This window comes from Leptothoe sp. ISB3NOV94-8A (assembly GCF_043421595.1).
Taxonomy (GTDB): Bacteria; Cyanobacteriota; Cyanobacteriia; order Phormidesmidales; family Phormidesmidaceae; genus Leptothoe; species Leptothoe turfae.
The window spans coordinates 1587235-1602753 of sequence record NZ_JAXSQW010000001.1; the positions used below are offsets into that span (position 1 = coordinate 1587235).

12 protein-coding genes and 1 tRNA gene are annotated in these 15519 nt (G+C 46.4%); 7 read left to right on the forward strand and 6 right to left on the reverse strand.

The genetic code is table 11. The features are described from left to right. Positions 1-145: 145 nt before the first annotated feature. The 3 genes from SPB21_RS06935 to SPB21_RS06945 form a co-directional block, all read right to left on the reverse strand. Positions 146-1975 (reverse strand): cyclic nucleotide-binding domain-containing protein, encoded by a 1830-nt coding sequence (locus SPB21_RS06935; protein WP_499866068.1) that lies wholly within the window; start codon positions 1973-1975, stop codon positions 146-148. Between the two features lie 184 nt (positions 1976-2159). Then, positions 2160-3365 carry an acetate/propionate family kinase gene (locus SPB21_RS06940; protein ID WP_499059052.1) on the reverse strand — a complete coding sequence of 402 codons (1206 nt, stop codon included), beginning with the start codon at positions 3363-3365 and terminating at the stop codon, positions 2160-2162. Continuing rightward, entirely contained in the window at positions 3362-5779 is a 2418-nt protein-coding gene (locus SPB21_RS06945) for a phosphoketolase family protein (RefSeq protein ID WP_499866069.1), read from the reverse strand. The genes SPB21_RS06940 and SPB21_RS06945 overlap by 4 nt, the downstream gene beginning before the upstream one ends. Before the next feature lie 698 nt (positions 5780-6477). Here SPB21_RS06945 and SPB21_RS06950 point away from each other — a divergent pair. The 3 genes from SPB21_RS06950 (at position 6478) to SPB21_RS06960 (ending at position 9725) form a co-directional block, all read left to right on the forward strand. Further along, positions 6478-7473, forward strand: coding sequence for a 2-hydroxyacid dehydrogenase (locus SPB21_RS06950; RefSeq protein WP_499866070.1), 996 nt, complete (start codon positions 6478-6480; stop codon positions 7471-7473). A 171-nt stretch (positions 7474-7644) separates the two neighbouring features. After that, positions 7645-9072: a pyruvate kinase gene (pyk, locus tag SPB21_RS06955; RefSeq protein WP_163671128.1), complete on the forward strand. Its 1428-nt coding sequence runs from the start codon at positions 7645-7647 to the stop codon at positions 9070-9072. A gap of 218 nt (positions 9073-9290) precedes the next feature. After that, positions 9291-9725, forward strand: a complete 435-nt coding sequence (locus tag SPB21_RS06960; RefSeq protein WP_163671129.1) for a VOC family protein — start codon at positions 9291-9293, stop codon at positions 9723-9725. Here SPB21_RS06960 and SPB21_RS06965 read toward each other — a convergent pair. Next, the gene (locus SPB21_RS06965) at positions 9715-10311 is read right to left on the reverse strand and encodes an alpha/beta fold hydrolase (RefSeq protein ID WP_163700621.1); all 597 of its coding nucleotides are present in this window, start codon (positions 10309-10311) and stop codon (positions 9715-9717) included. The genes SPB21_RS06960 and SPB21_RS06965 overlap by 11 nt on opposite strands. Further along, a complete protein-coding gene (locus SPB21_RS06970; RefSeq protein WP_163671131.1) occupies positions 10301-10594 on the reverse strand; it encodes a DUF3493 domain-containing protein in 294 nt (97 codons plus the stop codon). Before SPB21_RS06970 ends, SPB21_RS06965 begins: the two co-directional genes overlap by 11 nt. A 209-nt stretch (positions 10595-10803) precedes the next feature. Here SPB21_RS06970 and SPB21_RS06975 point away from each other — a divergent pair. From SPB21_RS06975 to SPB21_RS06990, 4 genes are all read left to right on the forward strand, one after another. Then, positions 10804-10875: transfer RNA gene (locus SPB21_RS06975), tRNA-Thr, on the forward strand. A 164-nt stretch (positions 10876-11039) separates the two neighbouring features. Next, positions 11040-12191: a tyrosine-type recombinase/integrase gene (locus SPB21_RS06980; protein WP_499866071.1), complete on the forward strand. Its 1152-nt coding sequence runs from the start codon at positions 11040-11042 to the stop codon at positions 12189-12191. A gap of 494 nt (positions 12192-12685) precedes the next feature. Then, a complete protein-coding gene (locus tag SPB21_RS06985; RefSeq protein ID WP_499866072.1) occupies positions 12686-13099 on the forward strand; it encodes a hypothetical protein in 414 nt (137 codons plus the stop codon). A 9-nt stretch (positions 13100-13108) separates the two neighbouring features. Then, positions 13109-13837 carry a hypothetical protein gene (locus tag SPB21_RS06990; protein WP_499866073.1) on the forward strand — a complete coding sequence of 243 codons (729 nt, stop codon included), beginning with the start codon at positions 13109-13111 and terminating at the stop codon, positions 13835-13837. 488 nt (positions 13838-14325) lie between these two features. Here the strand turns inward: SPB21_RS06990 and SPB21_RS06995 are convergent, their stop codons facing one another. Beyond that, positions 14326-15468, reverse strand: coding sequence for a glycosyltransferase family 4 protein (locus SPB21_RS06995; protein ID WP_499866074.1), 1143 nt, complete (start codon positions 15466-15468; stop codon positions 14326-14328). Between the last annotated feature and the right edge of the window lie 51 nt (positions 15469-15519).

The following is a 15519-nucleotide window of genomic DNA, read 5'->3' on the forward strand; positions in this document are numbered from 1 at the left end:
AGCTTAAAATTTAGTAGGGTTATCCAAACTGAACTTGCACACATAGAGTTTTAATGACTTCATTGCACAGAGTTTCTTTATAATCCTGGGGTGGTGTCATTGACTCTAATTCTGGTATGAGTTGATCCCATGAATCTACACCACGTTATAGAAATGTTTTGATCAGTACAATCACAAGAAATCCTAGCAGCAAAGAAAGACCGATAAAATAACCTCGACGCATGTAGGCTTCAGGCAGCATCGTCTCTGCTAAAACGGTAAGAATGGCACCGGCTCCAATCGACTCGATAAAGGAGGCTAGGTTTTCGGACGCACCTGCCAAAAGTAAGCTCCCTAAGCCCGCAACAATGCCCTGAATCAGCATAACCGATACCCACATGGTGACAATACGGGTAAACGGGAATCCTTGCTGGCGCATACCATCTGAGCTGGACAGTGCTTCTGGATAGTTAGAGATAAATAGTCCAGCCAGTAGCGTGGCGCTGACGCCACCGCTGACGAGTGTGCCAGCACCAATGGTTAAGGACTCAGGAATGCCGTCTATTAACAGTCCTAACCATATGGCTAAAGGGGCATTGTTATGCTCCCCTAATGACTGAATCATGGCCTGGGCTGAGGGTAGCGTTTCGCCTCCTTGCAAATCATTAAATGCCTGTTGTAACCATGCCGTAGATTGTTTTTGAGAAAAATTTTGCTTTTGTTGTAAATAGCCAGTAATCTCTCCCTGGCGCAGAAATGTCTCAACGGCATGATTCAGATTCAGGGACTGTTTTAACAGCTCTTCAAAGTCGGTTTTGCTCAGTTGCCAAAGGCAAACACTACTGTCGGCAACAGCAGTCACCGTATGGCGTGCACCGGTTAAAAAGGAGAGTTCCCCAAAGGCATCCTTGGGATGAAGCCTGATCGCCTTTCGACTAGGACTTTTGGGATCGCTCTGGAGAACATGTCCTGCATGAATGATGTACAGGGTTTGGCCTTCCTCCCCCTGGTAAAAGAATGTTTGCCCAGCTCCAACTCGTCGATATTGCAGACGGCTGGCAATTGCTTCAATATCTTCGCTTAGCAGGTATTGAAAAATGGGTAGTCGTTTAATCTGACGGGCAATTTGGATAAATTCGTTGGCCTTGTTATCGATGGACACAGCATCGGGAATTCGTGCGGCTGTTTGGAGGCAGGTCACTGTTTTTTCAACCCAGGCTTTAATCTCGTTACGGGTGAGATGGTGACGCTGTAGTAGGTATTGGGCAATTTCATCTCCCTGCACTAGATGTTGGGTGGCTTCATTCAGCTCAGGGCAGGTTTCTAGCAGATCTTCGAAGGACTCTCTGGGTAAACTGGCGATTTCACAATCTGTGGTTGCGATCGCAACCGTCCCATGGGGAGCCCCTGTAAAAAACGCCATCCGACTAAAAATGTCCCCTCGTTTCAGCTGGGCAAACGGCTGCATATCCTGGTCAGGATCTAGCAACTGCACGTTTCCACTGTTGAGGATGTATAACGTCTCGCAGGCACTACCCGGCTGATACAGTACGGTATTACTGGAATAGTGGCTAACCAGTAGACATTTAGTCAAGCGCTTTAGGGCGTGGGGTGTTAGCGAACGAAAGATCTCAAGTCGTCTTACTTGTTTTAACAGGTCTTGGAAATGTTGCTCCTGATGATTGGCAATATGGGCAGCAGCCGTCACTGGCTTTCGCAAAAAGCTGCCATATTTGTTCATAAACTGATTGACCGTTGTAAAAAAGAGACTGCCAATAATACCACCTGTCACCAACTCAACAATAAATCCTTCCTCTACAGCATGGGAGACTAGATCCAGCATCGTTGCTGCTAGTAACGCTCCGGCTCCAAATGCGGTCAGGGCACCGACAACCCGTCCCGAGGGTTGCCAAAAACGAGAGGTCACCGCCCCTAAAGGCATGGATGCCGCACATAGCAAACCAGATTGAAAGGCGCGTATAATCACAGGTTGCATAGGACAACTTCAGATTGACAGACGCGTATAATCACAGGCTGCATAGGACAACTCCAGATTGACAGGCGCGCACAATAATAAAGACCCAGGTTGGGGTTGTCGATGGGTGGATGAGTGATGGGGGAATGGGGTGACTATTTCAGCGCAAGCGCCTAACTTGCCAGTCAAGGCCTAAACCGTTAATCTATGGCTTCTCTTGTTTCAAACAGTGCCAACAATCTTGGGCAATGGTCCAATCCTCTTGGGTGTGAATTACTAAAACACGCACCTTAGAATCAGTAGTGGCAATATCCTGATCAACAGGAGCCTTTTCATTTTTACTAGGATCTAGTGTCAGTCCTAAAAAATCCATCGCCCCACAGGCATCAGCTCTAATCGAGGCATCATGCTCACCAATGCCAGCTGTAAAAACAATAGCATCTACACCGCCTAAACTCATGAGCATTGAACCAAAACAGGCCTTAAGACGATGGAGATAAACATCTCGGGCCAGTTGCGCATGGGAGTCTCCAGCAGCAATTGCCTGTCTAATGTGTCGTAAATCATGGGATATCCCAGAAATACCTTTAAGCCCTGACTCTTTATTAAGCATGTGGTCCAGCTCATCCGCGCCATAGCCTTGTCGCATCAGGTAAATCAAAATGCCGGGATCAACCGCCCCAGAACGGGTACCCATCATCAAACCATCCAGGGGAGTAAAGCCCATGGTGGTATCAATGCTGTGGCCATGGCGAACAGCCGAAAGAGAACCCCCATTGCCTAGATGACAAATAATCAGCCGTAAATCATCATTTCCTAACAGCTGGGCAGCTCGCTGACTACAATATTGATGGCTGATGCCATGAAACCCATAGCGACGGATGCCCTGGTCTACCCAGCCATAGGGGCCTGGATAAATCGCTGCTACATCTGGCATCTGGCTATGGAAGGCCGTATCAAATACAGCTACTTGGGGGACTGCCAGTAACTCCTCCATAAGCTCAATGCCTTCGAGATTGGCCGGATTATGGTTGGGGGCCAGCTGTTTTAGACAATCAATTTCTGCTTTTACTTCAGACGTAACAACGGTGCTAGCTTGGTAGGTCTGACCACCGTGCACAACTCGATGGCCAACCACATCAACCTCTTCCAGGTGCTTGAGAACCTGCGTTGTCCCCTGGCAAAGAGAACCCAGCACCTGAGAGAGAATTTCTCGCCGAGACGTTATGGCCAGTTTCTGTTCTAAAGCCTCACCAGCTTCAGTCTTAACCTCGATCACAGCCTGTTTGGGATACCAATCAATTTGGGCCTCCCAAACAGGTGTAGGAGTATTCTCAGGCAGAGTCTCACCTAGGTCATACAAACAGAGCTTATGACTACTAGAACCGGCGTTGAGAACCAGGATCTTCATGTTGTGTAGGGCCACTTCCATTGAACAATTTCATCTTGGTCCTTACCATGCTCATGGGCATAGGCTAGGGATGCAATGATCTTGTTCTTCATCCGCTCTTTTGCATGGGCTGCAGCCGATCCCAGCTTCGGTACGCGGTTAATCACATCAATCACCAAGTTAAACCGGTCCACCTGGTTATTGATCGCCAGCTCCAGCGGTGTGTTGATATTTCCTTCCTCTTTATAGCCCCGTACATGGATACGTTCTTGCTTAGAACGACGGTATACCAGCTTATGGATCAGCCAGGGATAGCCATGGAAGTTAAAGATCACGGGTTTATCGGGGGTGAATAGGGAGTTGAAATCCCAATCCGATAGACCGTGGGGATGTTCTCCTTCGGACACTAGCCTAAACAGATCCACCACATTGACAAAGCGAATCTTCAGTTCAGGAAACTCTTCTCGCAAAATAGCGGTTGCCGCTAGCGCTTCCATGGTGGGAATATCACCGCAGCTGGCCATTACCACATCAGGTTCATCAGGATCAGTTCCGCAGTCATCATTGCTAGCCCAATCCCAGATGCCGATGCCCTTAGTGCAATGGGCAATGGCCTCATCCATGGGCAAATACTGCAAATGCTTTTGCTTATCTGAAATGATGACATTGATGTAATCCGTACTGCGGAAGCAGTGATCAGCCACCGACAATAAGCAGTTGGCATCCGGTGGGAAATACAGTCTGACCACATCAGGGCTTTTATTGGTCACCAGGTCGATATAGCCGGGATCCTGATGGCTAAAGCCGTTATGATCCTGTCGCCAAACCAAGGACGACAACAGAATATTGAGGGACGATACCGACCGTCGCCAGGGCACATGGTTACGACAAATATCTAACCACTTGGCATGTTGATTAAACATGGAATCTACCACATGGGCAAAGGCCTCATAGGTATGGAAAAGGCCATGGCGTCCGGTCAGCAGGTATGACTCTAGCCAGCCCTGTAGCGTATGCTCGCTGAGCATTTCCATCACCCGACCATCGCGGGACAGCTCAGTTCCCCCCTCATCCTCCGGGTAGATATCTGCCATCCAAACCTTTTTGGTGACCTGATAGACATCTTGTAACCGGTTTGATGCGGTTTCATCGGGCCCCATCAATCGGAAGTTATTGGGGTTATCCCGCATGATGTCGCGCATCAAAAAGCCCAGCACTTTAGTGTTTTCAAACTCCTCAGTGCCATGGTGTTCCATCTGAATGGCATAATCACGGAAATCAGGAATTTTTAGGGCCTTACGCAGTAAACCACCGTTAGCATGAGGGTTAGATCCCATGCGGCGACCACCGCTTGGTGCTAACGCCTTAAGTTCAGAGATCAGCGCTCCGTTTTCATCAAATAGCTCTTCAGGTTTATAGCTGCGCATCCATTCTTCTAATCGGCGCAGGTGATCAGGGTTGTCATGCATGCCTCCCATGGGCACCTGGTGAGAACGCCAGAAGTCCTCAACTTTTTTGCCATCAACTTCAGCAGGACCGGTCCATCCCTTGGGGGTGCGTAGCACAATCATGGGCCACCGAGGTCGCTCAATTTTGCCGGATACCCGTGCCTCTCGCTGAACTTCTTTGATTTTCAGCACACATTCTTCCATCACCGAGGCCATCCGCTGATGCATCTCAGCGGGATCTTTCCCTTCCACAAAGTAGGGGGTATAACCATAGCCCCGGAACAAGCATTCCAGCTCTTCATGGGAGATACGGGCCAGAATGGTGGGATTGGCAATCTTGTATCCGTTCAAGTTCAAGATGGGGAGCACAGCGCCATCCCTGGCTGGGTTAATAAATTTATTAGAATGCCAGGCGGTTGCCAGGGGGCCGGTCTCCGCTTCCCCATCACCCACTACACAGGTAACAATCAGATCTGGATTATCCAGCACCGCACCGTAGGCATGGGAGACGCTATAGCCTAGCTCACCCCCTTCATGGATTGATCCCGGCGTTTCTGGAGTGACATGGCTGCCGATATACCCAGGGAACGAAAACTGTTTAAAGAATCGGCCCATGCCTTCAACATCTTCGCCCTTATCTGGGTAGATTTCGGAATAGGTACCTTCCAAGTAAACAGGCCCCAACACACCCGGCGCGCCATGGCCAGGACCGGCCACAAAGATCATGTCCAGATCGTATTTCTTAATCAGCCGGTTGCAATGCACATACGTAAAACTCAGGGCTGGAGATGCTCCCCAATGACCGAGCAAGCGATGCTTAACATGCTCAGGCTGAAGAGGTTTCTTGAGCAATGGGTTGCTACGCAGGTAGATCATGCCCACAGCAAGATAATTACAGGCTCGCCAGTAGGCATCCATGAGACGTAATTCATCTTCCGTAGGCGCAGACAATGGGGAAAAGTTTGGTTGAATGGGAGTTTGAACCATAGTTAATAGTTCCCTCTAACAAAAATCACAGGTTTTTAACTGAAGATACGGTGACAGACTCTTTTTAAGAATTCTCTTAGAGTCACAAATAAGTAGCCTGAAAGGAGTCTTTAACGCAAAGTCTATCTAAGAAGAGTTCTTCATTTACGATGCATGCACCATTGTAGGTTCCAAATTAGAATTGTGCAGATAAGAGGTACAACAAAGTCAACTCTTAATACTTTTAACTTCTTTGCTAGCAACAGCGATTTAACAACTTGCAACTGGCTGCTAAGACCAGTTTAAGCACATGATAAGCGCTATTTAAGTATTTGATAACGTTGCTCTTTCATGACAACATCCCCAGTATCTAGCTACAGTTTCCCATAACCAAATTCTATTTTTTGTCTTTGATAATGAACCATGAGTCTTAGGATTCTTTTAAGATTCCTGGTAAACAGCTGATGAACTTAGAATCCTATTCTCTGTAATTTTCTACTGTGCTAAATATCACTATTTAAACAGTTCATGGTGGAGAGATTTGAAGCTTGCGAAATAATCACATCTGACCAATTTCATTGACCAAGTTCTATAGTTTTATATGAAACACTTAGATAGATACAAGGGATTGTTTTCTAAGAACAATAAAGATTGTATTCAATGCAGACGATTGAACTAGCACTATTTATGATTGTGGCGTCAGGAGGCTGAGACCAACGATGAGAACAGCGTTTTTCAACACTAAGCTCTACGATAAACATTCATTTATTGAGATTAATGAAGATTATAACCATGAGCTCACGTTTTTTGAGCCCCGCCTGACACCCAAAACAGCATCGCTAGCCGCTGGTTTTCCAGCGGTGTGTGTCTTTATTAATGATGAATTGGACGAGGACACGCTGCGTGCGATCTCAGCCACAGGCACCAAACTCATTGCCCTGCGCTGTGCTGGATTTAACAACATCAACCTCAGTGTGGCAGAAGAGCTAGGCATCACAGTCATGCGTGTGCCCGCCTATTCACCCTATGCCGTGGCAGAGCATGCTGTTGGACTGATTATGGCCCTTAATCGTAAACTTTACCGCGCTTACAATCGTGTGCGGGATGATAACTTTTCGTTAGATGGCTTACTGGGCTTTGATCTCCATGGCAAAACCATTGGCATTGTAGGAACAGGTAAAATTGGCCAATGTTTTGCCCAGATTATGAATGGATTTGGCTGTAAGCTCTTAGCCTACGATGTACGGGTCAATCCAGCTTGTGCAGATATCGGTGTGGACTATGTAGAGCTGCCCATATTGCTGACCCGCTCCGACATAATTTCTCTCCACTGCCCATTGTTACCATCCACACACCACTTAATAAACGCTGAATCTATACAGCATTTTAAGCCAGGCTCAATGCTCATCAATACTAGTCGTGGTGGGTTAATTGATACCAACGCCGTGATTGAAGCCATTAAATCAGGGCGGGTAGGGTACTTTGGTATTGATGTTTACGAACGCGAAGGCAGTCTATTTTTCGAAGACCTGTCTGACACCGTTATCCAGGATGATACCTTTCAGCTGTTGCAGTCTTTTCCTAACGTAGTCATTACAGCCCATCAGGCCTTTTTCACCAAAGAAGCCTTGCGCAACATTGCTCAAGTCACCCTGGCTAACATCAGTGATATGGAAGCAGGACGGACCAATTCCAACGCAGTGAAGCTCACTTAACATTAACAATCTCTTAACGCCCTCTTGTTAGATTAAATTTCAGCAAACTCACCTAACATTAATAATCTCTTAATGCCCTCTTGTTAGATTAACCTCAGCATTAGTATAGGTTTGACTTATAGTGCTGAGTAAGCATTGGATTTCTCTCTAGCAGTCCTTAAAATACTCTTTATGAAGCCACTTATTCATCGCACTAAAATTGTGGCCACCATGGGTCCTGCCAGTCGGTCTCCAGAGGTGATCAAACAGCTCATGCTCGCCGGCATGAATGTAGCCCGGTTAAATTTTTCCCACGGCACCTATGAAGATCATGCTGAGCAGATTCGTCAACTGCGGGCGGTTTCCGATGAGTTAGAAATGCCCCTGACGCTTTTACAAGATTTACAAGGTCCTAAAATTCGAGTGGGCCAGTTGCCCAACGGCGAGCTAGAACTCCAGCCAGGAAAGAAAATTACCTTTGTGCCCGTATCTGAGGAATCCCCCCAGACAGATGCGATCGCCATTGACTATCCACATCTAGCCGAAGAGGCTACTCCAGGGACTCAAATTTTGTTAGATGACGGGTTGTTGGAAGTACGGGTAGAAACGGTTCAAGGGAATGTAGTACAGTGCAGTGTCATTACCGGTGGCATCCTTAAAAGCCGTAAAGGTGTAAATCTCCCTAGCCTTAATCTGCGGCTACCCTCCTTAACTGAAAAAGATAAGGAAGATTTAGCCTTTGGCATAGAACAAGAGGTGGATATTGTTTCCCTAAGTTTTGTGCGGAGCCCAGAGGATATCAAAAACCTCAAAGCTTTTTTGGCAGCCAAAGCGGTTAATATTCCAGTATTAGCTAAATTAGAAAAACCTCAGGCCATTCAAAACCTGGAAGCAATTATCGATGAATGTGACGCCATCATGGTGGCACGGGGAGATCTCGGTGTAGAAATGAGACCGGAGAAAGTTCCCCTTATCCAAAAGCGAATTATTCGTCTATGTAATCGCAGAGGCATTCCCGTCATTACAGCGACCCAGATGTTGGATAGCATGACCCATAGCCCTCGGCCAACCCGTGCCGAAGCTAGCGATGTTGCTAACGCGATCATGGATGGCACCGATGCAGTGATGTTATCAGGAGAGTCTGCTGTTGGTAATTATCCCGTGGAAGCTGTGAAAATGCTGGCGCGGATTGCCACTGATGTGGAACCTGAGATCGATTATCCTAACTTTCCACCCCAAAAGATTGATGCTCCTGCAGCCATTAGTGAAGCTCTTAATGCCATTGATCATGTTTTAGATCTCCAGTGTATTGTTGGTTTTACAGAGACGGGATATACCGCTCGCTTAGCAGCTGCGGAACGTCCCAAAGCTACCGTCGTGGCTTTAACCGCGAATCCTAAGGTTTATCGACAGCTAAACCTTGTATGGGGAGTCCGTCCTGTTTTGTTAGAACAGTTAGACGGTTCTCTTGAAACACTGTTTGAACAAGTTGAAACCTGTTTGTTAGAGAAACACTTTGCAGCCCCTGGAGATCGCATTTTGCTTCTAGGGGGTCTACCGATTAAGGTTTCTGGCTCCACTAACTTTCTCAAAATTCATACTATTGGGTCGGGTGATTAAGGGGACGGCACAAAAATAAAGACCCAGGTTGGGGCTGTCGATGGGTGGATGAGTGATGGGATAATGGGGTGATTATTTAAGCGCTTGCGCTGAAGAAGTTGTGCCCAGATAGACCTGAGCTCATGCCAGACTACCCTTAGCTCAGGTCTAGATTTCGAGTTCTGAACCCGTTATCAGCCCATGTTTCTATAATAGAAACGTGTTTCACTTATGTAGCTATGGCAAATCTTTTCCACCTAGCATTCCCTGTTAGCAACATTCTCGACACCAAGCGATTTTATGTGGACGGTCTTGGCTGTCAGCCGGGTCGTGAATCTCCCAGTGCGTTAATTATGAACTTTCAGGGCCATCAGCTAGTGGCCCACGTTACCCGAGATCAGCTATCTGACCAAGGAAGTATCTATCCCCGGCACTTTGGCCTAGTTTTCGATACTGAGGCTGACTGGGAAGCTTTAGCAGAACGGGCTAAAGTCCAAAACCTCTCCTTTTACCAACAGCCAAAGTGTCGCTTTAGGGGGACTCCTTTAGAGCACCGCACATTCTTCCTCGAAGATCCATTTCATAATCTGTTAGAATTTAAATACTATTGTCATCCAAGTGCCATCTTTGGTGAGAGTCATCATGCTCAAGTAGGCGAAGTTGCTATGGCTTAATCTTTAGCCCTTGGGCAATGGCCGCTAAACCCCGTTCGTCCCACACCATGCCATCGTGGGTCAGTACGGGTAGTCGTTGGCTTTCACCAATCGGCAAACAACAGTGGTGTGCAGGCAGAACCAACAGATCATAGGCTGTCCATAGCCACAGCGGTCGACAGGTGACTAGCTGTTCCATATCTTGATTTAGCTCCGTTAGAAAGGCACTGCCTGGACGCATTTGTACACATCCTATATTCCACCGAAACCAGGCAAGGGCTGAACCATAGTGAGGCACTGCCACACCAACAAATCGCTGCACTCGCTGCAAACCACCCAAACGCTGTAGGTAGTAACGGCTAGCCAAGCCACCCATGCTAAACCCCACCAGGGAAAATGGTTGCCGCTCTCCCAGGGATGCCCTGATAAAATCATCGAGCTGCTTCGCTTGTTGCTCTATACCGATATCACCGTTATTGGGTTTTATGCTAATGGCATAGACATGCCAACCTTGATTTTCTAAATATGGACGCAACCGTCCAAAAATATTAACGGTATTCCAGAGACCATGGACCAGCACAACCGCTGGTTTGTGATTATGCGTCACGCTTGCCCCGACCCTCTAGCCAAAACAAAAACACAACGATGCCGATGACGCCCATCTGTACAGCTAGATTAGGCAAGGCCGTCTCTACATCCTTACCGGCCATCAGCTGAGTCAAAAATACAAATGCCCCCAACAGCCCGGACGCCCCCACAGCACCATAGATAACCTTACGCATTCCTTTGAAAGGTGACTGCGTCTCCTGAACCAGGCGCTCAAACCGTTCCTGGCTCATGCCTGGTGGTTTGGTGGGGGTGCGATCGCTAGAGCCAGACTTTTTTGCCATGGAGCCTTTATTTAGAGGGGATAAGTACCATTTTTTCAAACTATGTCCCATCTAGCACAGGGGGGCCTGGATTTTTGGAAGATGGACTACGATGATCCCCATAGCAATTGCCTCTCAGGCTCTATCATTCCCCATTGATGAATTTCTGAATTTCTGATGCACCCTGGATGCAGTACCATGATCTACTAGCTAGACTTAGCATTCAACATGCCAACGTGGCTCAGTGGTAGAGCACTCGATTCGTAATCGAGCGGTCACGAGTTCAAATCTCGTCGTTGGCTTTAGCTCAAAAGCATTGCAAATCAATGACTGCAGCGGTTTAGGTAAGACTAAAATCCGTCTAAACGGACATCATTTGGGTGTAAAAATTCTCTGACGTTGGACATTTTTAGACTAGTTTGGGTGTAAATTGGGTGTAAATTCTAGTAAGAACCAATGTATTACTATGCCCCCACCAAAAGCACCGAAAACGCCGTCAGGCAAGGCACCTAAGGGGACCGTTCAGGTAGTTGCATCCCATGGTCGTCTGCAGCTTCGATTTCGTTGTCAGGGCAAACGTCGATATCTCTCCATTGGTCTTCCCGACTCTCCTACGAATCGCATTGTGGCTCAACAAACTGCCGGTCAGATTCAACTCGATATTATCTCTGGAAACTTTGATGACACGCTAGCAAAATACAAGCCTGTATCCAGCCAACCTCAAGAAGTTCCAGTAAGAATTCCCTCAGTACCTGAGCTATGGGACAGTTTTTGTGAAATTAAACGCCAAACTGTTGCGCCGGGTACGTGGCGTAATGGATATTGTGTGAACACTCGCCATTTAACCCGGTGTCCCTACAACAAATTGGAGGACGCACAAAAAATCTATGACTGGGCAGTTACAAGCTTAAACCCAGATCCAGCCAGACGGCTTATTCAGGCTTTATCTTCCTGTTGTAAATGGGCAAAGCGGGCCAATTTGATTGAGACTAATCCCTTTGAGGGGTTATCTGCAGAAATCAAAATCCCCAAAAAGTCTGCTGAAAACAACGATATTGATCCCTTCACACAAGCAGAACGGCAAGTAATTATTGAGGCGTTTACCCAAAGTAAATATTATGCCCACTATGCACCACTGGTAAAATTTCTGTTCTGCACTGGCTGTCGTCCATCCGAAGCGGCTGGCCTTCAGTGGAAGCATATTTCGCCAGAGGAAATTGTTTTTGACCAGGCAGTGGTCGATTCTGTCTATGGAAGAGTCTTGAAAGAGGGCTTGAAAACCCAGTCAAAACGAAAGTTTCCAATTAATCGACAACTTCAGAAATTGTTATCGGAACTCCGGACCCCAAAGGTCAAGGCAGACGATTTTGTTTTTCCCAGTCCAAATGGAAACTATCTGAACTGTCAGAATTTTCGCAGTCGGGGGTGGACAGCCATTTTGGAACAATTAGGGATCCGATATCGAAAGCCTTATCAGGCCCGGCATACTTTTATTACCCATTGTTTGAAAGAAGGCATTAGCGTACAACAGGTGGCTAAATGGGTAGGCAACTCACCTGAGATCATCATGAAGCACTACGCTGGTATCCTGGAGCAGCTCCAGGTGCCTGAAATTTAGTCCCAGCCCCGGCAGGTGCACTACCTATTTACGAATCGAGTGCTCGCAAAATTTAAGCTCTTGTTATGGAAAGGTTTCGAGTGTCAAAAATTTCTATCTCAATTTTTTATCTCAATCTTTATCTCAATAATTGACCTTTAGCTTAGCTGGTTGGGTGTTTTTAGACTTTTTTAGACATATTTGGATAAGGACGCAGCGACCGAACCAGACAACCATATAGAAGTTACTTCGGTCTGGAACTTTGACTTGAAGGATAGATAATTTGCTGTTTACCCGAACGTTAAGCTTCTGGGTCTATTGGTAGGGTAAAGTCTTGGTTCCTACGGCAGGTAGAGGCGCACGATATAGTGCTCTAAATATGGATTTGAATTCAGCATCTTATCCGCAACAGACATATAGAAAGTGTCTGAATGTTAAATTATTTCGCAATATATCAGCATTTATAGACGCAAGCGCTAGGCTTTGGTCAAATAGTTTCCTGAACATGTTGATTCATGCCTCGCAAGCCCAGCAATGATGATCCAGATAAGCCCGCTAAATCACGGGTACGCTTTATTTTTGAGCCAGACCGTAGTTCCCCTAACGGTGTCACCTATAGCTGGCTGATTCATCGTAACTACAAGGGCAAAGAAAAGGCGGCTACTGCGGCTCGGGCTTTCTGGTTACCCTTTGCTTATAAAGATACTGGTAAGCATTCGGAGGCAGAGCTAAAGGACTTGGCCCGTCAGTCCATTATTCGCATGGAAGAGCAAATTCAGCACTTGCGGGAAACGTTTGGAATTGAGCCCCCATCGAACGAATCTGACCAGCCTGACTTTCCAGCAATTAGCCCGATGGCAGTACCAGCAGGAGAGATTTCTCTGTTGGCTCAAGATGATCTACTCAACGACTTTTCAGATGTGTTGTAAGGAGTGCTCATGGCAAAGTCTCCTAACGCTGACAAAGAAACGACTTCAGAAGAGGCTCCATTACTGCCTCGGAAGCCGGATACAGAAAAGGGACAGCAAGCACGAGAACAGTATTTAGTGCTGGCAAAGGCTGCTCTAAGAATAAATTTTGAGGATTATCAAACCTTATTTCAGGCTTACGCGAGTGAGGATCCTGAGGATCAACAAACTGCTCAACAGTTGGACCGCACGGTTGCTCAGGTGGCATTGCAAGCGGGGCATTCTCCTCGGCAGGTAATTCAGTTTGTTGCTCAGGGACCCTATGTGCAGTGTGAGACGAGGGTGCAATTGCCAGATGAGAAGAAAGCGGCTCTGCCCAAGCTACTGCACTATGCTAAGACGCAGGTGGATACGGCTCAGAAGCAGCGGTACACAGAATATGCAAATGCGGTGACTGGAAAAATTCAGAGCTACGCTGATTTGTATCGAAAGCATGTGAGTAGTGACCTGGCCGCGATTCAGCTGGACCAACAGGTTATAGCTGCCGCTTTGAGGGCTGGGGAGTCGGCCGAGGCGGTGACTCATTTGTTGTATCAAGGGCCGTATGCTCAGTTTCAGCAGGGGGTGAAGGGAATGGATGCTGGGTCGTTGGACCAGTATGCTAAGGGCACTGTTGCTCAGGTGCAGTCGATTCAGTCGTTGCAGATATCTGGGGATAGTGGTGGAAGGCGTAAGCGATCGCAAACCCTGGATGGATAATAAAAGCTAAATGAGGTCGCTTCGGTAGGTTGATTACTCGCTTGGCACAAAACTTACCCTATTTCAACAGGCCAGACTTGCAAGCAGGATGTCACTGGTTCGATCCCATCACCGTCCATACGTTCCAGAAATTGTCAAAAGGCGTAAGCTAGATATGAACTAGATATAAAATCTAGTTCATATCTAGGAGTGTAGAGCCGAAAATTCTGATATACGGATATTTTTTTAATGCGACGATTGGGTTACGATCTCAGCTGCTGTAAGCATGGATATATGCGCGATCTCCATGATGATTTGCTGCGCATCTTTGCATGCCGTGAGTAATATACTCAATGTATAAACATGCTTTTCTAAACGCTGATTATAATTACCTAAAAAGTAAGTACTTGAGGTAATTCATCGGAGACTCGCTGCTATGTCATCGCACAAAAATGAAACCAGGATGAGATTGAGGGTGTCATGGAAATCACCTACCACTCTGGGCAATTTTATAAATTAACCTCTGATAATTTCTCCAAATGAAATGCAAAAGTTTTTAACGATTCTGCCAATGAGAACTTCTTTCGTGCTTGAGCATAGCCTTGTTGTCTAAAATATTTAATTTGTTCAGGATTAGAATTTAATGTTTTAATTGTCTCGGCCAGTGCTTTCGCATCACCAGGTGGAAACAATTTTCCTGTGATACCATCTTGAATGATTTCCAATGCACCGCCTGCTGCTGCTGCAATCACAGGTTTTTGTGCCAGTAAGCCTTCGACTAAAACACGACCAAATGGTTCCGGCTCTGTTGAAGGATGCACAATGTAATCGCAGGCTTGCATTAAAGCTGGAATATCCTGTCGAAACCCGAGCCAATGTACATGCTCTTCTAAGCCTAAATCTTGAATTAGAGAGTGCAGGTACTCAACATATTCCGTTTCTCCAAATAAAGCATCCCCTACGAGCAAGACATGAAACTCTGGAAGCTCTTTAAGAGCATGTAAAACAATGTGTTGCCCTTTCCAAAAAGAAAGGCGACTAAAGACTCCGATTACAGGAACTTCTTCAATACCAAGTGCTTTACGAACTTGCTCACTTTGATCTATTGGCAACAGATCAAAAGGTTCAGAAGCAATTCCATTATAAACAACTTCAACAAGGGATGGCTTTCCTCCAGCCTTAATAAAAGCAGATGCTGTTGCCTGCGAGTTTGCAATTACCCTAGTGATGCATCTATTGGCTAACATAACAGCAATTTGTCGATTTAAGGCGCTAAAGTGCTTGGCCGTTAGGATATCTCTTAAATGCCAAATTATAGGAGGAGTTCCTCCCATTAGTGAGGCCAATGCTGTAATAACTAAAGATTTTTGAGTATTGACATGAATAAAATCAAATCCTTGCCTACTCTTGTTAGCTACCTGACGCGCAAGTCTGAATAACTCAGGAATTGAGCGAAGAGCTGCTAACTGACTGCTCGTTTTAATGCTGACTAGGTGTTTAGAAGGTATTACAGCAACTGAAACTTCCTTTTCTTTTAGTTTCTCTTCCAATGGTCCATAGTCAAGAATTAAAACCTCGCTGGTCTCACGATAAGGCACTATGAGATCAATTAAACTTAATTCCGCTCCTCCTAAGGCAGCTGTATGACTCACAAAAAGAATTCGGTGTTGCATGTTTTTTGAGGGATTCTAAATAAAATAAAA